We start from the raw sequence: 24378 nt of genomic DNA, 5'->3' as shown, positions 1-24378 counted from the left end.
CCTGTTAGGCGATGGCGGGGGTGTCGGCGTGGGGCCGGACGAAGAGCTTGACGAGCTCCTCGACCACGACGATCGAGGCGGCGATGCCGATGCAGATGCACCACTGGTTGAAGCTGAGTCCCGTGGTGCCGAAGATCCGCTCGAGGAAGTCCAGCGCGGTGATCGCCACGATCGCGAGCAGCGAGACGGCGTAGCGGCGGAGCTGCATGGCTCCCGGGAACGTGTCGCGGTCGAAGATGGTGCGGGTCTGGTCGCGGCTGAGCAGTGCCCCGAAGAGGTGGAACAGCGACAGCGTGGTCAGCAGCATCGTCCCGGCGACGACGGCGCCGCCCTGGTCGTCGCCGATCTGGTAGGCGACCAGGGAGCCGATGGTCATGACCGCGCCCTGGACGCAGAGCCGGACCCAGTTGCTGCGCGACAGGACCGGCGCCCCGACCGGCCGCGGAGGACGCGCCATGAGTCCGCGGGCCGGTTGGTCGAAGCCGAGGGCGATCGCGAGCGGGATGTCGACGACCATGTTGAGCCACAGGATCTGCAGCGGGTTCAGCGGCGCGCCGTCGGCGATGCCGATGACGCCGGCCCCGATGAAGATCGCGATGTACGCGACCAGCGTCGACATCTGGAACCGCAGGTACTTGAGCAGGTTGTCGTACAGGCTGCGGCCGTAGGAGACGGCGCCGACGATGGTCGCGAAGTTGTCGTCGGTCAGGATCATGACCGCGGCCTCCTTCGAGACCTCGGTCCCCGTGATGCCCATCGCCACGCCGATGTCGGCGGTCTTCAAGGCCGGCGCGTCGTTCACGCCGTCGCCGGTCATCGCGACGACGTTGCCCTTCTCCTTGAGCAGCCGGACGAGGCGGACCTTGTCCTCGGGCGCCACGCGCGCGATGACGCCGATGTCGTCGAGCTCGCCGACCAGCTGGTCGTCGCTCATCGCGGCGAACTCGGCGCCGGTGATGGCGCGTCCCTCGATGCCGAGCTCGCCGGCGATCGCGGCGGCGGTGGTGGCGTGGTCGCCGGTGATCATCCGGACCCGGATCCCGGCGTCGTGGCACTCGGCGATCGCGGCCTTGGCCTCCGGCCGCGGCGGGTCGACGATGCCGACCATGGCGAGCAGGGTGAGGTCCCGGACCTGGCCGATCAGCTCGCCGTCGGTCCGGACGGCACCCGGGTCCAGGTCGCGCTGGGCGACGACCATGACGCGTTCGCCCGCGTTCGCGATCTGGTCGTTGGCCTCCAGGGCGAGGTGCCGGTTGTCGTCGGTGAGCGGGACCAGCGTGCCGTCCGGTTTGCGCAGCGTCGTCGCCCGGGCGATCAGGACGTCGGGAGCGCCCTTGACGTAGCACCGCACGACCGAGCGCCCGTCGTCGGCGGTCATCTCGTGGAAGGTGGCCATGAACTTGTAGTCGGAGTCGAACGGGACCTCGGCGACCCGGGGGAGTGCCGACCTGGTCTCGTTGATGTCGAGCCCGCCCTTCGCACCGAGCACGATCAGGGCGCCCTCGGTCGGGTCGCCGATCAGGGCCTCCCCGTCGAGCACGGCGTCGGCGCACAGCACCATCGGCAGCAGGTAGGGATCGAGGTCGTGGCGCTGGCCGCCGACGTGGCTGATCTCACCAGCCGTGCTGTAGCCCTCGCCGGAGACCGTGTAGCGGTTCTGACCGGGGATCACGATCTCCCGCGCGGTCATCTTGTTGAGCGTCAGGGTGCCGGTCTTGTCGGAGCAGATGGCGGAGGTCGACCCGAGGGTCTCGACGGCCGGCAGCCGCTTGACGATCGCGTTGCGTCGCGCGATCTCGCGGGTGCCCATCGAGAGCAGCGCCGTCACGACGGCCGGCAGACCGGTCGGGATCGCGGCGACCGCGAGCGCGACACCGGTGATGAAGAGGGTGTCGAAGGACTCGCCGCGGGCGAGGCCGAGCAGGACCACGATGACGAGGGCCACCGCGGCGATCGACGCGATGATCTTCGAGAGGGAGTCGAGCTGCTGCTGCAGTGGCGTCTTGCTGGTCCCGGTGTTGGCGAGCATGTCGGCGATGTGGCCGATCTCCGTGTCCATGCCGGTGGCGGTCACGATGATCTCGCCGCGGCCCCGGGTGACCGAGGTGTTCATGTAGGCCATGCAGAGCCGATCGCCGAGGGGTACGTCCTCCCCGGGCACCGGGTCGGTGTGCTTGCCGACGGGGAGGCTCTCTCCCGTGAGCGCTGCCTCCTCGATCTCGAGCGTCGCCGCCACGCACACCCGGCCGTCGGCCGGGACCCGGTTGCCCGCCTCGACCAGGACGACGTCGCCGGGGACGAGCTCCTCGGCGTCGATCTCGACGGCCTGGCCGTCGCGGCGGACCCGCGCGATCGTCTTCATCATCTGCGAGAGCGCCTTGACGCTCTCCTCTGCCTTCGCCTCCTGCCGCAGCCCGATGACCGCGTTGAACACGGTCAGGCCGGCCAGCACGACCGTCGTACCCGTCTCCTGCGTCACGAGCTGGTTGACCAGGGCCGCGGCCAGCAGGATCACCTGCATGAAGTCCTCGTACTGACGGACGAAGGCCCGCCAGGCGGGCTCCTTCTTCCCGCCGGCGAGCCGGTTGGGACCGTGGGAGGCGAGGCGGGACCCGGCTTCGGCGGAGGACAGTCCGGCGGCCGGGTCGACGCCGAGGTCGCCGGCGACGTCGACGGCCGGTCGGCCGACCGGGTCCTGGGGGCGCTGGACGACGGAACGACGGGCGTCCTGTGTCGTCATCGGTCCTCCGAGTCGGGGCGGGGCGGGGCGGGGCGGGGCGGTGCACGGTCCCGTCGATCGTCATCACGCGCCGGGTGGTGCCGCCTCACCCCAGGTGGGGTGGGGCGGGGAGACGGTCGAGCGGCTGCGCGCTGGGTCGGGGCGCTGCCCGCCGGAGGGCACCTCCCGAGGACTCCGTGGGATCCCACCCTCGGCGGTGTGGTGCGGGGGCTTGGGGGCGGTGAAATCCTCGAACCATTCGAGACGACTGCCGATGCGATGAGGAGAAGGCGGATGACGGACCGTGACGTAGGGCCGATCGACTACCTGGCCGTCGAGTTCCCCGGCGCGAGGCTCGAGGGTGACGGCCTCGCCGCTCTCGTGGACCTCACCGATCGGGGCATCATCCGGATCCTCGACCTGGTGGTGGCCAAGGTCGAGGAGGACGGGACCTTCGCCGTGGTGACGCTCGCCGACCTGGACGGTGACGGCTCGCTCGACCTCGCGGTGTTCGAAGGCGTGCAGTCGGGACTCCTTGATCCGGATGACGTCGCGCAGAGCGCGGCGCTGGTCAAGCCAGGCAACGCGGTCGGCCTGCTGCTCTACGAGAACACCTGGGCCGGGCCGTTCGTGAGCGCGATGCGCGACGTCGGCGCGGAGGTCATCGCCAGCGGCAGGATCCCTGCCGCCGACGTCGCCGCGGCGTTGGACGCGCTCGAAGCAGCGGAATCCTGAGAGGAGCGCGGACATGGGACTCATCGGAGGAATGGCACGGACGGCCGTCGTCGCGGGGACGGCGACGGCGGTCTCGAACCGCGTGTCGAGGCGCCAGGCGGGACGGTGGCAGGCGCAGGCGGACGCCGAGGCGTACCAGCAGCAGCAGTACCAGCAGCCGGCGTACGCACCACCGCCGCCCGCGCCGCCTGCGCCATCGAGCTCTGACGACCTGATAGGGCAGCTCCAGAAGCTGGGCGCGCTGCGCGACCAGGGAGTGCTCACCGACGCCGAGTTCCAGGCGCAGAAGGCCCGGCTGCTGTCAGCCTGAGCGGGATCCTCGTCCCGACATCACCTCAATCGGGGGAGGGGCTGCGGCAGGTTGCGCGATAGCGTGGATGGCTGCCCACTCACTCGGAACGAGAGGCAACCCGCAGGGGACGCGCATGGCTGACGGCGGACGTGGTTCAGGACAGGCGCAGAGGGGCAGCTTCGACTCGCCCTTCTTCCGGTCCAAGTTCCGCGTGCCCGTGACTCCACGCCACTTCGTGCGTCGACCGCGCCTCGTGCAGCTGCTCGACGACCTGGTGGAGTATCCCGTCACCGCGCTCGTCGCGCCGGCCGGAGCTGGCAAGACCATGCTCGCGGCCGACTGGATCCGACATACCGGTCGACGTGCGGCGTGGCTGGCGCTGGACGACGCCGACCGTGAGGCGCGACAGCTGACGATGGCGCTCGCCGTCTCCGCCGACCAGCTGGTGCCGGGGAGTGCCGAGGCCGCCATGTCGGTGCTCCGGCGTCCGCGCGATCCCGCGGAGGCGGTGCACACCCTCGTCGAGGAGCTGGAGGACCTCGGCACCCAGCCGACGGTCCTGGTCGTCGACAACGTTCATCTCGTCGACGGCGACACCGTGGCAGCCGGGTGCCTCGCCACCTTCGTCGAGCACCGGCCCGCCTGGCTCGACCTGGTGCTGCTGAGTCGGCGCCGTCTGGCGCTTCCCGTGGACCGCCTCCGCGCCGACGGCGCCCTCGCCGACGTCACCTTCGACGCGCTCCGGTTCTCCGACGCCGAGGCCGCGGCGATGCTCACGGGCCTGTGTCCCGACGTTGCTTCCGAGGAGCTGCCCGACGTCACCGAGTGGGCGGGTGGATGGGCCGCGGCGCTCCAGCTCGCCGCCCTGGCCGTCCGCTCGCAACGCGCATCCCCGGTGAAGGAGTCGGGCGAGCAGTCTGACGCACCAGCAGCCGGCTCGGGACGCCTGGTCGACGAGTACCTGTGGCACGAGGTGCTCACTGCCGAGCGCCCCGAGATGATCCACCTGCTCCTGTCGGTCTCGGTCGTGGACCGGGTGAACTACCCGCTCGCGGAGATGCTGACGTCGCGCCCCGACGCCGGCGACCTCCTCGCCGAGGCGGAGGGGCGCGGTCTCTTCGTCACCGGGCTCGAGTCCGGTGGGTGGTTCGAGGTCCACGGCCTGGTCCGGGACATGCTGCGCGCCGACCTCGAACGCAGGTCGCCTGATCGGCTGCGGGAGCTGCACGGCCTGGCCGCCCGCTGGTTCGAGGCGGCCGACGACAGCCTGACAGCGGTCGATCACTGGATGGCCGCAGACCGGCCGCGCGAGGCGGTGCGGCTGCTGGCCGCCCTGGCCGTGGACCTGCTCGACAGCGGCCGGGAGGCCGCCATCCGGCAGACGATCGGCAGGCTCACGCCCGACCTCGCGACCGCAGGCCCCGACGAGCTGGTCGACTTCGCCTGGTGCCAGCTGCTGGTCGACCGGACCTCGTTCGTGGCCGCGTCCGCCGCCGCTGAGAGCACGGCGCCCTCGGAGACCGGTGATGGTGCGGCCCGGTTGATGGTGCTGCGCGCCACCGCCGCACTGCTGTCAGGGGACTGGCGCGGCTGCGAGGAGCTCGCCCGAGAGGCCTTGTCCATGATGGAGAGCCCGGCCTGGCTCGACCCCATCGCGCGCTACGGCTGGAGCCTGGTCGCCCACGGGATCGCACTCGACGAGCGATGGCTCGACGGCGGCGAAGCGGTCCTGGCGGTCGCCAACGGTGTCAGCAACGACGCCCAGCGCTCGATCGCGCTCGAGGGCACCCGGGCCTTGGGCCTCGCCCTCGCGGGGCATCCGCTCGACGCGGTGCGGACGGCGGCCGCCGTGCGGCAGGTCGCCGAGCAGGGCGAGCTCAGCACGCTGCGCGTCGAGCTCGACCTGGCCGAGGCCCTCGCGATGCGAGAGCTCGGCGACCACGACCAGGCCCGGCAGCTGCTCGAGTGCCTGTCCGCGCACGCGTCGTACCCCCTCACCTTCGTGCAGCTCGTGGCCCAGCTCGAGCTCGTCGAGCTGCACCTGGCGGACGGGGAGGTCGGCCTCGCGGAGACCATGTTCGCCCGGGCGACCGAGACCAGCGAACGCGAGCACAGCGCGGGCAGCGCCGCGAGCTCCGTCGCGCGCCGCGGCGTGCTCGTCGGCCTCGCCCGTCGTGACCAGGACTCGGCCGCACGCTGGGCGCTGCGGGTCGACGATCCGTTCTGGGGTGCGCTGAGCGGTGCGCAGGTCCTGCTCGCCCAGCACCGTCTGCCGGAGGCAGCCGAGTCCGTCTCGGAAGCCGTCGCGCGCTGCGCGCGGCACCAGGTGCTCCGCCACCTCGTCCTCGCCCGGGCCCTCCGGGACGGAGAGCGGGAGCGCGCCGAGAAGGAGGTCGCGACCGCGGCCGAGATCGCTGCGGAGCACGGGATGGTCGAGACCGTCGGCTCGGTCGGCCGGGACCTCCTCGACCTGCTCGAGCTGGCCGCGTGGCGGGTGCCTGACGGATGGATGAACCGGCTGCGCCACGTCGCGGTCGGAGGCGACCTCGCGGTCGCCGCGCCCGGAGCGCTGGTCGACGAGCTCACGGCTCGCGAACGCGACGTCCTGCGGCTGCTCCCGACGCGGCTGACCGTGCGGGAGATCGCCGACCAGCTCTTCGTGTCCCACAACACGCTGAAGTTCCACCTGCGCGTGATCTACCAGAAGCTCGGCGTCAACTCGCGCGCTGAGGCCGTGGCGACGGCCCGCCGTCTCGGGCTGCTGCGCACGTTCTAGCTGCGCCACGGGGCCGGGCCGGCGGCCGAGGCGCGGCAGCTCCTCAGGACCTGGACCTCGAACTCCTCCTCCGAGAGCAGCCCCGCGTCGACCAGACGGAGGAGCCGACGGACCACGTCCGCGGTGCGCTGCGCCGGGGGGTCGGCAGGCGAGTCGACCATCGGATCCAGCGGGGGCCGGGTACGGAGCACCCCGAGGTGGTCGTGTCGCAGACCAGGGACGCGCCTCACGTCGGCTCACCCCCAGGTCCTGCAGGGCCGCTCTGTCGGGCGTGGCGAGCCTGCTCGAGGCGGTGTCGCGGGATCCGCTCGCCGCCGACGATCTGTCCGCCGCCGGATCGGGCCGCGTCCGCGAGCTCCTGGGCCCAGAGGTCCTCTGCGACCAGGATGAGCGCCGAGGAGCCCGCCCGCAGCGCCCGGCACGCCAGCGCGATGTCGTCGTCGCTGAGCAGGCCGCCGACCTCGCCGTCCACGCTCCGCAGGTCGGCCAGTGCCGCGACCAGCTCCGGCTCCGCGACCGTGTACCGCCCCTCGGCGTCCGTGACCACGCCGACCAGGTCCAGGATCCTGATCCTCGACGTCTCCACCAGGCTCCGCAGGGCCTGGGCGACCGTCAGTGACGATCCCAGGTCGGGCAGGTTGATGACGACGTACTCGACGAGGTCCAGGTCGGGGACGAAGCGTTCGGGGCGGCCACGTTCGCCGCCGCTGGCTCCCCGTGCCATGGCGCGACCTCATCCGTCGTCGGCGGTCATGCGAGCAGCTTGGCCTTCGCCTGTTGGAACTCGGCATCGGAGATGGTGCCGCTGCGCTGCAGCTCGGCGAGGCGCTCGATCTCCGCGGCCGTGCTGGTGCCGGCGACGCTCTGGATGTAGTCGCGTCGCTGCTGCTCCTGCATCGACGCATCCCGAACGGCGTGCTGCCCCATCTTCTTGCCTCGGGCGACGAGGTAGACGAACACCCCGAGGTACGGGAGCACGATGACGAAGATCGTCCACAGGGCCTTGCTCCAGCCGGAGAGGTCATCGCTGCGGAAGACGTCGGCGAAGACCGAGATCAGCAGCCAGATCCAGATGAAGAACAAGAAGAACCAGAGCATGGAGAGGAAGACGTCTCCCGGGCTGTACTCCCACACGGTGACCACGCTGTGCCTCCTGCCGAGTTGCTGCGCGTGGTCGTCCTCGACCGGCGCCTGCTGTTGGGTTCGTGCACCATCGTCGGAAGGACTCGGGTGGTCGGGCACCACCCTGGACGGGGTAGATAGCGCTACCGCTCCTGATGCGTCCGCAGTGCGGCGACCGGTCGGGGCCGGCGGTCCGGGTAGGACGGCAGCTGGAGCTGCACGCACAGGGCCCAGACGACGAGGACGTCGAAGCCGATGATGAACGCGCTCCACACGGGATACACCGGCAGGAACACGAAGTTGGTCAGGATCCCGATGGTCGCGGCGCCAAGACCCGCGACCTGGGCCCACGTCGTGCGCCGCAAGATCCCAACAGCGACGACGACGCCGGCGGCGCCGATCCCGAGGTGGACCCAGCCCCACACCGTCAGGTCGATCTCGTACAGGTATTGCTTGCCGGGCGTGAACAACTCGTCGTCGGCGACGGCCGACAGTCCCTGGAGGATGTCGAACAGCGACGCGATCATCAGCAGGAACGCGGCGAACGTCGCCGTGGCCGCCGCGAACACGCCAGGTGCCGAGCCGTCGACGTCGGAGCCGACCTGAGCGCCCATGTTGCCTCCCACGGTGCCGTGAGCGTGAGCGTGGCGGCGGCCCGGCCGGTGCGCCCCACCCCGACCAGGGTGGAAGTCCTGCGGTGTCCGCCGCCGACGACGTCAACCGAAGGCCGCCCCACCCGGGGCGGCCTTCGACTCGGGCTCGGGCAGCCGGACCGCGCGGAACGAGCTGACCAGACCGGCGAGAGCCGCCAGGATCGGCACCGTCAGCGCCACCTGGAGGGCCAGCGGGCGCGCCTCGGTGTTGATCCGGAGGACCTCGTCCTGGACGTCCGGGGGTTGGTCGGCGAGCAGGGTCTCCAGGTGGGTGTTGCTCATCAGCTCCGCGTCGTCCTGGAGCGTGTCGGCGATCCGTTGCTGGTCGTCGGGCGGAAGGACCGAGCTGCCCTCGGCCTTGGCGGTGAACGTCACGGAGAGAGCGGCCAGCATGATCGCGCCGGCGAAGGCCAGGCCGAAGGAGAGCCCGAACGACCCTGCGGCGGAGTTGATGCCAGCGGCCTCGCTGACGCGCTCCTCCGAGATCGGTCCCAGTGTGTAGTTGTTCAGCTGCGACACGAGCAGGCCGAGACCGCAGCCGGCCACGACGAGGGGTACGACGAGCGCCCACCCGGAGTCGGCGCGCGGCACGATCGGCAGCAGGGCTGCCATCCCCACCGCCAGCAGGAGGAATCCGACCCGGACGATCCCGCTCGCGCGGCGATCGCCGGCGGCACGCCCCGCGACCACAGCGACCGCGAACATGCTGAGCGACAGAGGGGCCAGCGAGAGGCCGGCCTGCATCGCGTCGTACTCCAGCACCATCTGGAGGTAGATGGGGAGTGCGATCATCGCGCCGCCGAGGGCGATCTGCTGCAGCATCTGCTGCGAGATGCCCAGTCGGAACGTCGGGATCGCGAACAGATCTGGGTCCACGAGTGCGGGGCGGCCGGCCCGCTTGCGGCTCCGGAGCCACATGACCAGAGACCCCAGGGCGACCGCGCCGACCGCCATCAGCAGGAGGACGAACTCGCCGCCCTCCTGCCACACGAGGATGCTGAGCACGAGCCCGCCCATCGCCAGGACGGAGAGCAGGGCGCCGACCGGGTCGACGGTCCGCGGACCGGTGTACGGCGCGTCGTGGACCAGGCGGATCCCGGACAGGACGACGGCGATGATCACCACCTCCATTCCGAACGCGACCCGCCAGGAGAGGTACGTCGTGATGAACCCTCCCAGCAGAGGCCCCACGGCCGCGGCGATCGCGGCGGCGGCGCCCACCAGGGCGTAGGCACGACGCTGCGCCGCGCCTGTGAAGTTCCCGTGCACCAGCGACTGCATCGCCGGCAGCAGCAGGGAGGCGCCGAGCCCGCCGATGACGGCCCAGAAGACGATGATCGCGGTGAGGTCCCGCGCCAGCGTCATGGCGACCGCCCCGGTCGCGTAGCCGAGGAGTCCCAGGACGTACGCGCGCCTGCGGCCGATCAGGTCGCCGACCTTGCTCCCGATCAGGATGAACGCCGCCGAGACCAGGGCCTCGAGGGCGATCGCCGACTGCACTCCGCTGACGGTCGTGTCCAGGTCGCGGACCACGGCGCTGATCGACACGTTCATCAGCGAGGTGTCCACGACCAGCACGAACATCGCCATCGCGAGCAGGATCGCCAGCCGCGTGTCGCCGGCGGACATCTCGACCGGGTCGACGTCCCGCTGCTTGCTCACGCTGCACCACCTCGCGACCCGCGCCGCACCTACGGTCGTGACCACGCTAGGGCGGCCTTGGTCCGGTGCAACCACCCGAAGCGGGGTGGGGTGCGGCTACGCGCCCTCCGGCCAGCCGTGCTGCTCGGTGAGCCGGGCCTCGACCCGGGCGATGTCCTCGGGGCTGGGCAGCGCGTCGGTGATCTTGGTGATGTGGACGGCGATGTCGGCGGTGTCGGCACCGTCGGCGCTCGCGATCTCGCCCGCGATCGCGCGCACCTCGTCCTCGGACAGCCGTCGCCGCAGCAGCGCCAGCAGGGGGATGTAGTCCTTGGGCGGTACGCCGGCGGGGTAGCCCTCGCGGAGCCAGTCGAGGATGCCTCGCCAGCGCCCTGACGGGTCGGAAGTCATCTCAGCCCTCCTTCGCCACGATCGTGGGGTAGCCGTGCTCGAACGAGACTTCCTTGCCGAAGCCGGTGGCCGCGATGATGGTGATGCCGAGCGCCACGCCGGCGAGCACCACGGCGAGGCACAGGCCGGCGAGCAGCTTGCCGACCGGGTTGCCCGCCGCGCCGCTGACCTCGGCCGTGCCGCCGGCGCCCCAGGCGAAGGAGCGGATCCCGAGGGCGAAGACCAGTGGGAGACCGGCGCCGAAGACCAGGCCGACGAGCAGGACTCGCCACGCTCCGTCGAACGCGTACTGGAGGTTGTCCATCATGCTGGCGCGCCTTCCTTGGACCGGGCCGCCTTCGGCGTACCCGTCCATTCGTCGTTGACGTTGTCGGCCGACACCGGTTGGAGCGTCGATCGGAAGTAGAGGAACCCGGAGGTCGCGAGCAGGATGGCGACGATCGCGATCGGGCCGGCGTACCCGCCCAGGAGGTCGCCGAGCCACCACATCGCCGCGCCCACGAGGCCGGCGGCCGGGAGGGTGAACAGCCACCCGACGACCATCCGTCCGGCGACGGCCCAGCGGACCTGGGCGCCGGGCTTGCCGACGCCGCTCCCGATGATCGACCCGGTCACGACCTGGGTGGTCGACAGCGCGAACCCGAAGTGGCTGGAGACCAGGATGACGGCGGCCGACGAGCTCTCGGCCGCCATGCCCTGGGGCGACCGCAGCTCGACCAGGCCCTTGCCGAGGGTGCGCATGACCCGCCACCCGCCGACGTACGTCCCGGCCGAGATCGCCAGAGCGCAGCTGAGCTTGACCCAGAAGGGCACCGAGCCGGTGTCGCTCCACTCGCCGCCGGCGATCAGGGCGAGGGTGATGACGCCCATGGTCTTCTGGGCGTCGTTGGTGCCGTGGGCGAGCGAGACCAGGGACGCGCTGCCGACCTGGCCCCAGCGGAAGCCGGTCTCGGTGAACCGCTCGGCGACACCCGCGACCACCCGGAAGATGAGCCAGGTGCCGACCGCGGCGACGACGCCGGCGATCACCGGTGAGGCGACCGCCGGGAGGAGCACCTTGCCGATGACGCCGTCCAGCTTGCTGCCGTCGCCGTTCCAGTTCACCCCGCTCATGCCGAGGGCGGCGATGGCGCTGCCGATGAGGCCGCCGAAGAGCGCGTGCGAGGAGGACGACGGGAGGCCGATGACCCAGGTCGCGAGGTTCCACACGATCCCGCCGACGAGCCCGGCCAGGATGATCAGCAGGAGGGCGTACCCGCCGTCGGACGTGAGGTCCGACTTGGGAGCACCTGACGAGTCCTGGATCTTGATCACCGAGTTCGTGACGGTCAGCGCGACCTCGACCGAGAGGAAGGCGCCGACGAGGTTGAGCACGGCGGAGAGGGCGACGGCGATCTTGGGTCGCAGGGCACCGGTGGCGATCGAGGTGGCCATCGCGTTGCCGGTGTCGTGGAAGCCGTTGGTGAAGTCGAACGCCAGGGCGGTCACGATGACCAGGACGAGGATGAGGGTTGCGGCTGTCACGACCTCACAGTGCGCCGTCGGGGAGCCTGCCGAAACGCCTGGCCGGACGAGTTCGTCCGACGTTCATGCTCTCGTCGCCCAGCCGGCCCGGCGGTGAACGGGGCATTTCGCGCCTTCGTCTGACAGCGGAACAACCGGTGTCTACCGTGGGCGGCGGGTGTGACGAAGGGTGCGCAAGGGTGCGGTGGGGTGCAAGGGTGCTGCCTGCCGTCGTGACGGCGGCTGGGCTGCTGGTGACGACGGCCGCTGTGCTGCCCGCTGCGGCCGCGCCGCCGTCGGCCGTCCGGGACGCGAGTGCCGACTCGGGTCGCCAGGTCCCGGCGTACCGCGCCAGCTCCGACCCCCGTCGGGTGGTCCGGGTCTTCTCCGTGACGTTCTGGGCCCGGGCCGGCGAGCGCCGCTACGTCGCCGCGCAGGTGATCGCGCGGCAGTCGCGGTCGACCTCCGACAGCCTGCTGATGGCGTCGGCGTCGATCATCTGCTCGCCGGACAACGGCAAGGTGGTCAGGGCGAGTGCGACCGAGAACCTGCGGCGCGGGACGTCGGCGACCTTCAAGCCCCGCTTCGTGTACGTCGTGCCGCGCACCGGCATGGTCGAGTGCGTCCTCCTCGCCAGCGGCCTCCGACCGCGGCCGTCGTCCCACGGGTACCGGTCGAGCAACGTGTGGTCCGTCGCCGCGGGCTCGTCGCTCTCGGTGAGCGAGCCGATGAGCTCGTGGGCGCGGTCGGTCGAGACGGATGCACGGTCCCGGGTGCTGGACGGCCAGGAGCGGTGGACCCCGATCGCGACGGTCGCCAGGGTGCACGCCCGTCGCTCCTTCGAGCTGACCAGCGACCACAAGGTCACCACCTGCTCGGCCGTCGGGGGGAGCCGGGACTCCACGACGATCGGGCGGGAGCTCTGCTCGTCCCGGGTGAGCACCCAGGGCACCGTGGTCCGGCTGACGGTCTCGGCGGTGCAGCTCGACGCCCGGGGCTCGCCGTGTGCGAGGACCCAGGTGTTCTCCCAGCTGCGGCGGGTGACCGCCGCCGTCCACCACGCCATGGTGTTCAGCAAGTCCGTCGTGCGCGTGAGCAGGGCGCGGTCGTGCCGGCCCGCGTTCGCGATCCGCGGCAGCCTGGAGCACGTGCGGGGCGCCGACGTGGTGGTGCACGCTCCGTCGGAGCTGACCTCGATCGTGTCGGACTGACCCGGCGTCAAGGGACCAGCTGGGCGCCCGCCGCGCGGGACAGGTGGTCGACGAAGTCGGTGGCGTGACGCGTCCAGTCCAGGTGCTCGAGCGCGTAGGCGTGCCCGCTGGCCCCCATCCGCAGGCGGGTGGCGCGGTTGGCGTCGAGCGCGAGGACGGCGTCCGTGACGGCGACGGGATCGGCCCGGCCGTCCACGAACGGCACCACGACCCCGGCACCGGTCCGCTCCACCAGGTCGGTCGCCTCCGGGAGCGGCGTGGTCACGACGGGTACGCCGTGCGCGACGTACTCGACCACCTTGGTCGGCCGCGAGACCCGGTAGTTCTGCTCGTCGTGGAGCAGGGACAGCCCCGCCGTCGCGCCGGAGAGCAGTCGCATCGCCTCGGCGTACGGCCGGAAGCCGAGCCACTCCACCCCGGGCAGGACGCCGGCGAGCAGGTCCGTCGCCTCTGCGTCCGCGTGGCCCACGAGCTGGACCCGCAGCCGGCCGTCGGAGCGCCGGTGCAGGAGTGCGCCGGTCTCGACGAGCTCGACCACGCCACGCGCGCGGCTCAGGTGCCCGACGTAGACGACGCGCGGGTCATCAGGCGTGACGAACGACGCCGGCACCCGGGTCGTGTTGGGCACGACGGGGTGCGGCCGCCGGAACCGGTCCTGGTAGCGGTCCTCGGCGAGGAGCAGGTGGAAGCGCCGCTCCGCGTGCCGCTCCAGCCGTCGTACGGCGTGGGCCGCCGGCGCTGCGAGGACGGACGGGAGCCAGGGCTTCATCGCCATGCTGGCGGCCGCGTCCTCGTGGACGTCCCAGACGACGGCCGGCAGGTCGACCCGCCAGGTCGCGAGGAGCAGCTCCGGGTCGTGGAGCAGCACGACGTCGTGGCGCGGACCCTCGGTGCGGAGCAGGGTGCGGGCGGCGCGCAGGGCGCGGACCCGGCGGCGGCCGCGGGCGCGGGGGAGGTCGACCGTCGTCAGCGCCGGGTCGGTGGCGGACGCCGCCGGGTAGCCGGAGAACGGCGCCGCGTAGGTGACCTGCCACCCGGCGTCGAGGAGCGCCGCGATCTGGCGGTGCCGGATCCGCGCGTCCTCCGGGTGGTGAACGACCGTCACGACGAGAGCACGGAGCCGGCGGCTCACGACACTTCCTGGGTACGCCGCGGCGTGGGCCGGGCGGTCGGCCGCCCGGTGCGCGCGGAGTACTCCTCGAGCACGTCGACGGTCGGCCCGTCGGCGACCAGGCGTCCGTGGTCGAGCCACAGCACCCGGTCGCACATGCTCCGGATCGTCGACATCGAGTGGCTGACCAGGATGACGGTCCCGGCCTCGCCGACGATCTCGTCGATCCGTTCGCGGCTCCGCTGCTTGAACTCGGCGTCGCCGGTCGCCAGGGCCTCGTCGATGAGGAGCAGGTCCGGGCGGGCCGCCGACGAGATCGCGAACCGCAGCCGGGCGCTCATGCCGGAGGAGTAGGCCCGCATCGGCAGGTGCAGGAAGTCGCCGATGCCGGCCAGGTCGACGAGCTCGTCGTGACGCTCGGCGATCTCGGCGGGGGTCAGGCCGAGGGCGAGGCCGCCGAGCACGATGTTGCGGTGGCCCGACAGGTCGCGCATGAGGGCGGCGTTGACGCCGAGCAGGGCCGTGGAGCCGTCCGCCCAGATCGCGCCGGACGCGGTCGGCAGGCCGCCGGCGATCGCCCGCAGCAGCGTGCTCTTGCCGGAGCCGTTGTGCCCGATGACGCCGATCGACTCGCCGTGGTGGGCGACGAAGGAGACGCCCCGGACCGCCTTGACGAGGTCGACCGAGCCGACGTGACGGCGTACGGCGCCCATCCACGACGACCCGGTGGGACGTCGTCCGCCGAAGGTCCGGTAGTGGATGTGGACGTCGTCGACCACGAGGGACGGGCGCTCAGCCACGGGCGTACTTCTCCTCTGCGTGCCAGAAGTAGACGAAGCCGCCGACCACGGCCACGGCGGCCCAGCCGATGCCCCACAGCCACGTCGCCGGGCTCAAGGGTACGTCGGCGAGCAGCGCGCCCCGGCCGAGCTCGAGGTAGACCGCGATCGGCTGGCGCTGCAGCACCGAGACGACCGCAGGGTTGCCGACGTAGTGGTTGATCGAGAAGAAGACGCCCGAGCCGTACATCAGCACCCGGAGCCCGAACGGGACCAGCCGGGCCAGGTCACGGGTCTGCGCGACCGCCCGCGCCAGCACGAACGCGACGCCGGTGCCGAAGATCCACATCAGGCCGACGGCCACCGGCAGCAGCAGCCAGGACCACTGCACCGGGTCGCCGGTGACCGGCACGATCACGGTCAGGACCAGGAGCGACGGCAGCAGCGTGAAGAGCTCGGCCAGCACCGCGGAGATCGGCAGCAGGGCGCGCGGGAACTGGAGCGAGCCGATCAGCTCCATGTTGTTGGTCACCGCCTTGGAGCCGCTCTGGATCGACGCGGAGCCGAAGTGGAAGAGGAACACGCCGATGACCAGGAACCCCGGGTAGTTGGCGACCCCGCGGTCGGTCTGGAGGACCACCCCGAACATCAGCAGGTAGACCCCGGCCCACAGCAGCGGGGTGAGCACGGCCCAGACCTGGCCGAGGTAGCTGCCCTGGTTGCGGGCGTACGCCTTGGAGCCTGCCAGGGCCACCGCGAAGTGGCGGCGCACCCAGACCTGGCGGACGTAGTCGGGCAGGCTCGGGCGGACGCCGACGCGGACCAGTCCGTGCTCGGCGGCAAGCGCGGAGAGGCTGCTCGTCGGAGGGGTCGTCACAGCCGGTGGGCCTCGTCCCCGGTGGTCACACCGCGGGTGTCGAAGAACAGCCGCGACTGCGCAGCCAGGGCGGGTACGTCGTACTCGCTGTGCGCCTGCACCAGGACGACCAGGTCGGCGAACGCCAGCGCGGTCGGGAGGTCGGTCGCCCGCGACACCGGGACGCCCGCGTCCCAGGCCTCGACCCGCGGGTCGTGGTAGACCACGTGCGCGCCGAGCTGGTCGAGCTGTCGGGCGAGCGGCACGGCCGGGGACTCGCGCTGGTCGGCGATGTCCGGCTTGTAGGTCACGCCGAGGAGCAGCACGGACGCGCCCTGCACGGCCTTGCCGTGCTGGTTGAGCAGGTTCTGGGCACGGTGCGCGACGTACGACGGCATCGTCGCGTTGATCTCCTCGGCGAGCTCCACGAAGCGGAAGGGGTAGCCGAGCTTGGCGCGGACGCTGTGCGACAGGTAGTTGGGGTCGATCGGGATGCAGTGCCCGCCGACGCCTGGGCCGGGGTAGAACGCCTGGAAGCCGAAGGGCTTCGTCGAGGCGGCGCGGATCACGTCCCACAGGTCGATGCCGAGCTCGTGGCAGAAGCGGGCCATCTCGTTGACCAGCGCGATGTTGATGTGCCGGTAGGTGTTCTCGAGCAGCTTCGCGGTCTCGGCCTCGCGGGTGCCGGCGGCCTCCACGATCGTGTGCACGAACTTGCCGTAGAACCCCGCCGCCCGTGCGGTCGAGGCGGCGTTGACCCCACCGACGACCTTCGGGGTGTTGGCCAGGCCCCAGGTCGCGTTGCCCGGGTCGATCCGCTCCGGGGAGAAGGCCAGGTGGTAGTCGATGCCGGCGGTCAGCCCGGTCGCCTCGTCGAGGATCGGCTGGACGACCTCCTCGGTCGTGCCGGGGTACGTCGTGGACTCGAGCACGACCAGCTGGTCGCGGCGGAGGTGCTGGGCGACCGCCCCCACGGCCGAACGGACCGCCCCCAGGTCGGGGCCGCCCTCGGCGCCGAGCGGGGTGGGCACGCAGATCACGATGGTCTCCGTGTCGGCGAGCGCGCCGGCGTCGGTCGTCGCGCGGAAGCCGCCGGCGACCATGGCGGCGATGTCGTCGTCGCTGAGGTCGTCCACGTGCGAGCGGCCGGCGTTGAGGCTCGCGGTGAGCGACTCCGTGACGTCGAGGCCGACGACGCGCAGGCCGGCCCGGGTGGCCTCCTGCGCCAGCGGCAGGCCGACGTAGCCGAGGCCGACCACGACCAGGTCGGTGCTGAAGGTTGCGGTCACGGGTTCTCTCCTCGGGTCAGGGCGTAGATCTGCTGGTAGCGGGTGGCCGCCGCCTCCCAGGTGCGTGTCTCCGCCACCCAGTGTTGCGCGGCGGCACCCAGCGTGCGGCGTAGGTCGGGGTCGGCGAGTCCGGCGAGCGCGGCGGCGAGTGCGCCGGCGTCGCCCGCCGGGAAGAGGATGCCGCGGTCCTCGCCGACGAGCTCGCGCAGGGGCGCGAGGTCGGACGCGACGACCGGGATGCCCAGGGCCATGGCCTCGACGGGCTTGAGCGGTGGCACGAGCCGGGTCACCGGGAGGTCGAGGCGCGGCAGGCAGAAGACGTCGAGCCGGGCGTAGGCCGCGCGCACCTCGGCGTACGGCACGCGGCCCGTGAAGGTGGCCGCGTCGCCGAGACCGCGGTCGGCGGCGAGGCGGACGAGGTCCGCGCGAGCGGCTCCGTCGCCCACCACGAGCAGGCGTACGTCGCTGCCGGCCGCCCGGCGCGCGGCGACCGCGTCGACGAGGACGTCCAGGCCCTCGTAGGCGTTCAGGGTGCCGACGAGCCCGACCGTGAGGGTCTGCCGGCCGGGGGAGGGCTCGGCGACCGGGTGCTCGAGCCAGGACCGGTCGACGCAGTTGGGCACCACGTGGACGCGCTCGGCCGGCACCCTACGGGCGACGACCTCGTCGCGCAGTGCCTCGTTGAGCACGACGACGACGTCGGCGGCCCGCATCACGGCGGTCTCGGCCGCGCGGTTGAGCCGGTAGAAGTCGGAGGCGGCGGAGTGCCGGCCGTCGCCCCGGCTGAGCCAGGTCTCCTCGAGCAGGCCGCGGACCTCGTAGACCAGCGGGATGCCGAAGCGGCTGCGCAGGGCGAGCCCGACCTGGCCGTTGACGTGGTTGCTGTGCGCGTGCAAGACAGTCGGCCGGAGCCGCTGGACCAGGCGGGCGGCGCCCTCGATGTCGGCGCGCAGCGCGACGTCAGCGCGGAACGGGAGGCGGACCGGGAGCATCCGGTGGTGGGGGACACCGTCGACGACCACCTCGGCCTCGGCCGCGAGGTGCCCGCGGGTGACCGGGAAGCCGACCTGGGTGACGACGTGGACGTCGTGGCCGGCACGTTGCTGCGCGCTCGCGATTCCCTGTGTCCGCAGGGTGTAGCCGGCCACGATCTCCGGCAGGGCGCTGGACACGAGGTGCAGCACGCGCGTGGTCCCGGGGGCTGAGCGGGGCGCCAGGGTCCGGGGGCCGTCGGGCACCGTCGGGCTCAGCGTCCCGAGCTCGCCGTCGACGAGGTGGCCGAGGACCCGGCCGGCGAGACCGGCGCGCGCGGCCCGGTCGCGCGCGAGCATGAGGTCGCCGTCCCGCAACGCCGACTGGGCCGAGCGGTAGGCCTCCCGGCCGAGCCACGGCTGCGGGACGGTCTGGACGTGGTCGCTGCCCCGGGCCAGGTGACGGGTGGCGACGGTGACGGCGGCGGGTCCGTTGCGCAGCGCGCGCGCAGCACGCAGCGCCCGGCCGGACGTCGTTCCTCTCATCAGTTCCCCTGGGGTTCATCCGTGCGACGTGAGGCGCGCCGATGATCGATTATGTGGTCGGGGTCAATCTATAGTAAACAACTACAGTTACCTCAATTGATCACCGTGTCGTCGCTCGCAGAACGAAAGGTCGTGCGCATGTCTCCGTTCCAGCGCCGCCGGCGCCGACCTCGGCTCGCGTCGTACCCCCTGCCGGTGACCGCACCCACCCGTCCGGAGCTCACGGTGGCGGTGATCCTCGACCCGTTCTCCGAGCTCGCGCTCGGCTACGAGTGGGCCCAGGTGACCTTCGGTCCCGACGACTGGGAGCGGGTCCTGGGCCGGCAGCGGCCCGACCTGCTCTTCGTCGAGTCTGCCTGGCAGGGCAACGACGGCCGCTGGCGCCTCCACATGACGCGCGAGGACCAGCCCAGCGACGAGCTGCGCGCGCTGGTCGCGTGGTGCCGGAGCGAGGGGATCCCGACCGTCTTCTGGAACAAGGAGGACCCGCCCAACTACGACAAGTTCCTCGAGACCGCCCGGCTGTTCGACCAGGTCTTCACCGTCGACGCCGACCGGATCCCGGACTACCGGCGTGATCTCGGCCACGACCGGATCGAGCTCCTGCCCTTCGCGGCCCAGCCGCGGATCCACAACCCGGTACGCCGCCTGCGCGGGCGCCCGTACGAGGTGGCCTTCGCCGGCACCTGGTTCGCGCAGAAGCACCCCGACCGGCGGGCCCAGATGGAGTACGTCCTCGGGCCGGCGATCGAGCACGACCTGCACATCTGGTCGCGCATGCAGAAGGGCGACCGCCGCTACCGCTTCCCGCGCCCCTACCGCCAGCACGTCGTCGGCTCGCTGCCCTACGAGCGGATGCTCGCGGCGTACACCGCCTACAAGGTCTTCCTCAACGTCAACTCGGTCACCGGCAGCAAGACCATGTGCTCGCGGCGGCTCTTCGAGCTCTCCGCCGCCCAGACCGCGGTGGTGTCGGCCCCGGCCGCGAGCATCGAGCCCTTCTTCGGCAGCACGGTGACCGTGGTGGAGGACGCCGGCCAGACCCGCGCCGCCCTCGACCTGCTGCTCGGCGACGACGACCTCCGGGACCGGACCGCGCTCCAGGCGCACCGCCGCGTCTACGACGAGCACACCTACTCGCTGCGGGTCGACACCGTCCTGCGGTCGGTCGGGATCGAGCCGCTGGCCGCCGACTCGCGCACCACGACGGTGAGCGCCGTCGTGCCGACCCGACGCCCCGAGCAGCTCGACCACGTCCTGCACGCGGTCGGCTCGCAGTCGCACCGCGCCCTCGAGCTGGTCCTGGTCACCCACGGCTTCGTCCTCGACGAGGAAGACGTACGCCGCCGCGCCGAGGCCGCCGGCGTACCGGCCGTGACGCTGGTGCCGGCGGACGCCGATCTGACGCTCGGCGCATGCCTCAACCTCGGCGTGGACGCGGCCACCGGCGACCTCGTCGCCAAGATGGACGACGACAACTTCTACGGCACGCACTACCTGACCGACCTGGTCCGGGCGCTCGACTACTCCGCGGCCGACGTGGTCGGCAAGTGGGCCCACCTGGTCCTGCTGGAGGGCAGCGGCGAGACGCTGCTCCGGTTCGGCCACGCCGAGCACCGCTTCGTCGAGCAGGTGCAGGGTGGCACGCTCCTGATGCGGCGCACCCTCGCCGAGCAGCTCCGCTTCGAGGACCTGCCGCGCGCCGTCGACACCACGTTCCTGGCCAAGGTCCGTGCGGCCGGCCTCACCGTCTACGCGGCCGACCGGTTCAACTTCGTCTCGGTCCGCCGGGCCGATCCCACCGGGCACACCTGGACGATCACCGACGACGAGATCAAGGCGCGCTCGTCGCAGGTCCTCGACGTCGCCGACCCCTACGCACTCGCGGAGGTCTGAGATGACCCTGACCGTCGACCGTGGCGCCGACCGCGCCACGCCACCCGACCCGGCGAAGCCGGGGAGCCCGCCGGACGCCGGATTCGGCAAGGCGCCTCGGGGCGGCCGCATCCGACGGGACATCGAAGGCCTGCGGGCGGTCGCGACCTTCCTCGTGCTGCCCTACCACGCCGGGCTGATGCTCTTCCCCGGCGGCTTCGTCGGCGTCGACGTCTTCTTCGTGATCTCCGGGTTCGTGATCACCGGTCAGCTGCTCAAGGAGGTCGAGCGCGACGGCAAGGTCTCGCTGCTCGGGTTCTACGCACGCCGGGCCAAGCGGCTGCTGCCGGCCAGCGCCGTCGTCCTCGTGGCCACCGCGGCGATGACCTATCTGTGGGTGCCCCGGATCAAGTGGGACGTGATCGGCGGCGACATCCTCTCGTCGTCCCTGTACTTCGTGAACTGGCGGCTCGCCGACCGCTCGGTCGACTATCTCGCCGAGGACGTCACGCCGTCCCCTGTCCAGCACTACTGGTCGCTGGCGGTGGAGGAGCAGTTCTACTTCCTGTGGCCGCTGCTGCTGCTCGCCGTCGTGCTGATCGCGGCGCGCACCGGCATCCGCCGCAACGTGGTGCTCCTGGCCGGCCTCGCGGCCATCGCCGTGCCGTCCCTGCTCTGGTCCGCGCACCAGGTGGCGGTCCAGCCGGAGCGGTCCTACTTCGACACCTCGGTGCGGATCTGGGAGTTCGCGATCGGTGCCTTCGTCGCGATCCTGATCGCCCGGCTCGACCGGATGCCGCAGTGGCTCGGCGTGGGGCTGGCGTGGACCGGGCTGGTGATGGTGCTGCTCGCCGGCCGGCTCTACAGCACCGACATGACCTGGCCCGGCCCGCCCGCGTTGCTGCCGACCGTCGGCGCCGGCCTGATCATCGCGGGCGGCACCGCCGCCGGCCGAGCGGGTCCCGTCCTGCTGCTGGGCAACCGGGTGATGATGTTCTTCGGCTACCTGACGTACTCGCTCTACCTCTGGCACTGGCCCCTGCTGATCGTCGCGCGTGAGCACTTCGACGGCATCTCCGTCCCCGTCGGGATGGGGATCGTCGTGTTCTCGATCATCCCGGCCTGGCTGACCTACCACCTCGTCGAGAACCCCATCCGCGGCTCCGAGCGGTTGCGCGACTCCCGCATGGCGCTCAGCGTCGGCGCCAATGCCACGCTCGTCGGCGCCGCCGCCGGGCTGGTCCTGGTCGCGCTCTTCGCCCAGGCGAGCACCACGAGCGCCGTCGTCGGCAACGCCCGCGGCGCGGCCGTGCTGTCGGACCACCCGGCCTCCGACGCCGCCGGGCGCCCGGTCGCCCAGGTCACCGGCGGCATCACCCCGGACCCGCTGAGTGCCCCGAAGGACGTCCCCGACCTGTACGCCCAGGGGTGCCAGGCCGCCGTCGAGTCGGCGGAGCCGGTCTCCTGCAGCTACGGCGACAAGGCCGCGGACACCACGATCGCGGTCGTCGGCGACTCCAAGGCCGCGCAGTGGGTGCCCGCCTTCCAGCTGCTGGCCAAGCAGCACGACTGGCACGTGGTCACCTACACCAAGTCCGCCTGCCCGTTCGTCACGATCGAGACCTCGATGAACGGCGACGTCTACCAGACCTGCCGGGAGTGGACCGACAACGTCATGGCCAAGCTCACGGGCCCGGGCCACCCCGATGTCGTGGTGACGGTCGGCCAGCGCAGCGAGGGCGTGGTCGGTGGCAGCGACGGCGACCTGGAGCTCAGCGGCGACGCCATGCAGCAGGCGCTCGTCGACACCTGGGGCGAGCTCGACCGGGCCGGCGTGAAGGTGATCTCGCTCGCGGACACGCCGCAGACCTTCATGGACGTCTACGCGTGCGTGGACGAGCACTCCGACGACCTGACGGCCTGCACCTACGACCGCGACCGCGGCATCGCCGCGAGCGGTGCACCCACCCAGGAGGCGGCGGCGAAGAAGGCCGACGTGCCCTTCATCGACCTGACCGACTTCATCTGCCCGACCAGCACCTGCGCGCCCGTGATCGGCAACGTGCTCGTCTACCGACAGGGATCCCACATCACCAAGACCTACATCGAGACGCTGGCCCCGCGGCTGGACTCCGCCCTCGAGCGAGCGGGGGTGTCGTCGTGAGTGCTCTTCGAGATCGGGTACGCCGGCTCCGCCTCGTCGCCGAGCCCACGCCGAGCTGGCAGGTGCCACCCGCGCCTGGCGTCGCCCGCCCTGACCTCGGGGTCGCGATCGCTGCGTCGGACCGGCTCAGCGCGGGCCTCGCGGACCAGTGGCGCCAGCGGCCGGTCACGCCGGACGCCGTCGCGTTCGGCAGTGCCGACCTGCTGCTGGTCGAGCTCGTCGACGGTGTGGTCCCGGGCTTCGGCCCGCCGGCGGAGCCCGAGGTGGTCGCCCTGCTCGCGGCCGCCGACCGGTCGTCGGTCCCGGTGGTCCTCTGGATCACGTCCGGCCGGCCGCCCAGCGGCGCCGACCGCACCGCTGCCGTGGCGGGGCTGATCGAGGCGGCGAGCGTCGTCTTCGTCGCCGACCTCCTCGAGGCCTGGCAGGAGCTGGTCCCGCACGCCCGGCTGCTCGCGCCCGCGGCCACCGCCCGACGCCTCGCCCGTGACCACCGGGCCGGCGACGGTGCCGAGCCGCGGGCCGTCCTGGTGTCGGCCGGGCCCCCGGACGCCCTCGCCGCCGGTCTCGTCGCCACCGCCGTCGCCCCGGCGCTCCGGCCGCTGGTCGATCAGCTCGACGTGCTCCTGCTCGACCACGACCTGCCGGCACGCGGCGTGCTGCCACGCCCCCTCACGGAGCTGGCCCACACCACCCGGCACACGGGCGTCGTCGACGCCATCGCCGCGGCGGCGGTCGTGGTCGACGGGCCGCGCCGTACGCCCGGCGACACCTGGACGGTCCTCGAGGCCGCCGCCGCGGGCACGCCGGTCGTCTCCCTGGCCGGCCTGCACCTGCCCGAGGGCCTGGTTGCGGCCACCCCCGGCGGTGCCACCGAGGTCCGCGCCGAGGTCGTCGCGCGCCTCCACCAGCCCGAGCTGGCGGACCGTGAGGCGCTCGTCCAGCGTCGTGCGGTCCTCGAGCGCCACACGTTCGCCCACCGGGCGGGCGAGCTGCTCGCGGCGGTCGGTCGACCGGAGCCGACGGCGGCCGAGTCCACCGTCTCGGCGGTCGTCCCCACCAACCGGCCCCACGAGATCGACAACGTGCTCGCGTCGATCGGGCGACAGGCCCACCGCTCCGTGGAGCTCGTGCTCGTGCTGCACGGGATCGAGCTCCCGGCCGCCGAGCTGCGCGCCCGCGCCCGCGACCACGGCGTCCCCGACCTCCAGGTCGTCGAGGCGCCGAGCCACCTGACGCTCGGTGCCTGCCTCAACCGTGGCGCGCAGGTCGCCGGTGGCGACCTGATCGCCAAGATGGACGACGACAACTACTACGGGACGCACTACCTCACCGACCTGGTCCAGGCGCTCGAGGCGCAGGGCGCCGGGATCGCCGGCAAGTGGGCGCACTACGTGTGGCTGCGCAGCACGGGAGCCGTGGTGCTGCGCTACCCCGACTTCGAGAGCGCCTGGGCCCGTCGGATCCAGGGCGGGACGATGCTGTTCACCGCCGACGTGCTGCGCGACCTCGAGTTCGCCGACCTGCCGCGGGCCGTGGACTCCGACATCCTCGACCGGGCCATCACCGCCGGCGTGCCGATCTGGTCCGCCGACCGGTTCAACTTCGTCAGCGTCCGTGGCGACGACCGCACCACGCACACCTGGACGGTCGAGGACGCGACGTTCTTCACCGCATCGGGTCGGCTGGCGTTCTACGGCGATCCTCGAACCCACGTGGAGGTGTGA

Annotated in this window: 21 protein-coding genes; 7 read left to right on the top strand and 14 right to left on the bottom strand. The window is 72.2% G+C overall.

Translation table 11 applies throughout. From position 1 onward, the window contains the following. Positions 1–4 precede the first annotated feature (4 nt). Positions 5–2740 (bottom strand): cation-translocating P-type ATPase, encoded by a 2736-nt coding sequence (locus ABEA34_RS00910; RefSeq protein ID WP_345518304.1) that lies wholly within the window; start codon positions 2738–2740, stop codon positions 5–7. Positions 2741–3013: 273 nt separating this feature from the next. Here ABEA34_RS00910 and ABEA34_RS00905 point away from each other — a divergent pair, with 273 nt between their 5' ends. The 3 genes from ABEA34_RS00905 to ABEA34_RS00895 all read left to right on the top strand — a co-directional run bounded on the left by ABEA34_RS00905 (position 3014) and on the right by ABEA34_RS00895 (position 6522). Beyond that, a complete protein-coding gene (locus ABEA34_RS00905; RefSeq protein ID WP_345518302.1) occupies positions 3014–3454 on the top strand; it encodes a DUF6325 family protein in 441 nt (146 codons plus the stop codon). 13 nt (positions 3455–3467) lie between these two features. Beyond that, positions 3468–3764 (top strand): SHOCT domain-containing protein, encoded by a 297-nt coding sequence (locus ABEA34_RS00900; protein WP_345518300.1) that lies wholly within the window; start codon positions 3468–3470, stop codon positions 3762–3764. Between the two features lie 199 nt (positions 3765–3963). Continuing rightward, a complete protein-coding gene (locus ABEA34_RS00895) occupies positions 3964–6522 on the top strand; it encodes a winged helix-turn-helix domain-containing protein (RefSeq protein WP_345518298.1) in 2559 nt (852 codons plus the stop codon). Here ABEA34_RS00895 and ABEA34_RS00890 read toward each other — a convergent pair. From ABEA34_RS00890 to ABEA34_RS00855, 8 genes are all read right to left on the bottom strand, one after another. Then, entirely contained in the window at positions 6519–6683 is a 165-nt protein-coding gene (locus tag ABEA34_RS00890) for a hypothetical protein (RefSeq protein ID WP_345518296.1), read from the bottom strand. The genes ABEA34_RS00895 and ABEA34_RS00890 overlap by 4 nt on opposite strands. Positions 6684–6748: 65 nt before the next feature. Then, positions 6749–7246 carry a DUF6325 family protein gene (locus ABEA34_RS00885; RefSeq protein WP_345518294.1) on the bottom strand — a complete coding sequence of 166 codons (498 nt, stop codon included), beginning with the start codon at positions 7244–7246 and terminating at the stop codon, positions 6749–6751. A 26-nt stretch (positions 7247–7272) separates the two neighbouring features. After that, positions 7273–7665, bottom strand: a complete 393-nt coding sequence (locus ABEA34_RS00880) for an SHOCT domain-containing protein (RefSeq protein WP_345518293.1) — start codon at positions 7663–7665, stop codon at positions 7273–7275. Positions 7666–7787: 122 nt separating this feature from the next. Further along, the gene (locus ABEA34_RS00875; protein WP_345518291.1) at positions 7788–8258 is read right to left on the bottom strand and encodes a DUF7144 family membrane protein; all 471 of its coding nucleotides are present in this window, start codon (positions 8256–8258) and stop codon (positions 7788–7790) included. Positions 8259–8360: 102 nt separating this feature from the next. Next, on the bottom strand, positions 8361–9959 hold the full coding sequence (locus ABEA34_RS00870) for an MFS transporter (protein ID WP_345518289.1): 1599 nt from the start codon (positions 9957–9959) through the stop codon (positions 8361–8363). A gap of 96 nt (positions 9960–10055) precedes the next feature. After that, on the bottom strand, positions 10056–10349 hold the full coding sequence (locus ABEA34_RS00865) for a DUF3349 domain-containing protein (protein ID WP_345518288.1): 294 nt from the start codon (positions 10347–10349) through the stop codon (positions 10056–10058). A gap of 1 nt (position 10350) precedes the next feature. Then, positions 10351–10656, bottom strand: coding sequence for a hypothetical protein (locus tag ABEA34_RS00860; RefSeq protein WP_345518286.1), 306 nt, complete (start codon positions 10654–10656; stop codon positions 10351–10353). Beyond that, a complete protein-coding gene (locus tag ABEA34_RS00855; protein ID WP_345518285.1) occupies positions 10653–11873 on the bottom strand; it encodes an inorganic phosphate transporter in 1221 nt (406 codons plus the stop codon). Before ABEA34_RS00855 ends, ABEA34_RS00860 begins: the two co-directional genes overlap by 4 nt. Before the next feature lie 212 nt (positions 11874–12085). On the opposite strand from ABEA34_RS00855, the gene ABEA34_RS00850 reads away from it, so the two are divergent. Next, the gene (locus tag ABEA34_RS00850; protein ID WP_345518284.1) at positions 12086–13063 is read left to right on the top strand and encodes a hypothetical protein; all 978 of its coding nucleotides are present in this window, start codon (positions 12086–12088) and stop codon (positions 13061–13063) included. Positions 13064–13070: 7 nt separating this feature from the next. Here ABEA34_RS00850 and ABEA34_RS00845 read toward each other — a convergent pair whose 3' ends face one another. From ABEA34_RS00845 to ABEA34_RS00825, 5 genes are read right to left on the bottom strand one after another with little or no spacing between them, the layout of a single operon-like run. Beyond that, a complete protein-coding gene (locus ABEA34_RS00845) occupies positions 13071–14195 on the bottom strand; it encodes a glycosyltransferase (protein ID WP_345518282.1) in 1125 nt (374 codons plus the stop codon). Further along, positions 14192–14974 carry an ABC transporter ATP-binding protein gene (locus tag ABEA34_RS00840; RefSeq protein WP_345518280.1) on the bottom strand — a complete coding sequence of 261 codons (783 nt, stop codon included), beginning with the start codon at positions 14972–14974 and terminating at the stop codon, positions 14192–14194. The genes ABEA34_RS00845 and ABEA34_RS00840 overlap by 4 nt, the downstream gene beginning before the upstream one ends. Next, a complete protein-coding gene (locus tag ABEA34_RS00835; RefSeq protein WP_345518278.1) occupies positions 14967–15830 on the bottom strand; it encodes an ABC transporter permease in 864 nt (287 codons plus the stop codon). Before ABEA34_RS00835 ends, ABEA34_RS00840 begins: the two co-directional genes overlap by 8 nt. Next, a complete protein-coding gene (locus ABEA34_RS00830; RefSeq protein ID WP_345518276.1) occupies positions 15827–17098 on the bottom strand; it encodes a nucleotide sugar dehydrogenase in 1272 nt (423 codons plus the stop codon). Before ABEA34_RS00830 ends, ABEA34_RS00835 begins: the two co-directional genes overlap by 4 nt. After that, the gene (locus ABEA34_RS00825; protein ID WP_345518275.1) at positions 17095–18615 is read right to left on the bottom strand and encodes a glycosyltransferase family 4 protein; all 1521 of its coding nucleotides are present in this window, start codon (positions 18613–18615) and stop codon (positions 17095–17097) included. The genes ABEA34_RS00830 and ABEA34_RS00825 overlap by 4 nt, the downstream gene beginning before the upstream one ends. 138 nt (positions 18616–18753) lie before the next feature. On the opposite strand from ABEA34_RS00825, the gene ABEA34_RS00820 reads away from it, so the two are divergent. From ABEA34_RS00820 to ABEA34_RS00810, 3 genes are read left to right on the top strand one after another with little or no spacing between them, the layout of a single operon-like run. Continuing rightward, on the top strand, positions 18754–20511 hold the full coding sequence (locus ABEA34_RS00820) for a glycosyltransferase family protein (protein ID WP_345518274.1): 1758 nt from the start codon (positions 18754–18756) through the stop codon (positions 20509–20511). A 1-nt stretch (position 20512) separates the two neighbouring features. Beyond that, positions 20513–22654: an acyltransferase family protein gene (locus ABEA34_RS00815; protein WP_345518273.1), complete on the top strand. Its 2142-nt coding sequence runs from the start codon at positions 20513–20515 to the stop codon at positions 22652–22654. Next, the gene (locus ABEA34_RS00810) at positions 22651–24378 is read left to right on the top strand and encodes a glycosyltransferase (protein ID WP_345518271.1); all 1728 of its coding nucleotides are present in this window, start codon (positions 22651–22653) and stop codon (positions 24376–24378) included. The genes ABEA34_RS00815 and ABEA34_RS00810 overlap by 4 nt, the downstream gene beginning before the upstream one ends.

Source organism: Nocardioides conyzicola (assembly GCF_039543825.1).
In the GTDB taxonomy this organism is placed as follows: Bacteria; Actinomycetota; Actinomycetes; order Propionibacteriales; family Nocardioidaceae; genus Nocardioides; species Nocardioides conyzicola.
This window is presented reverse-complemented; position numbering and strand designations above follow the sequence as displayed.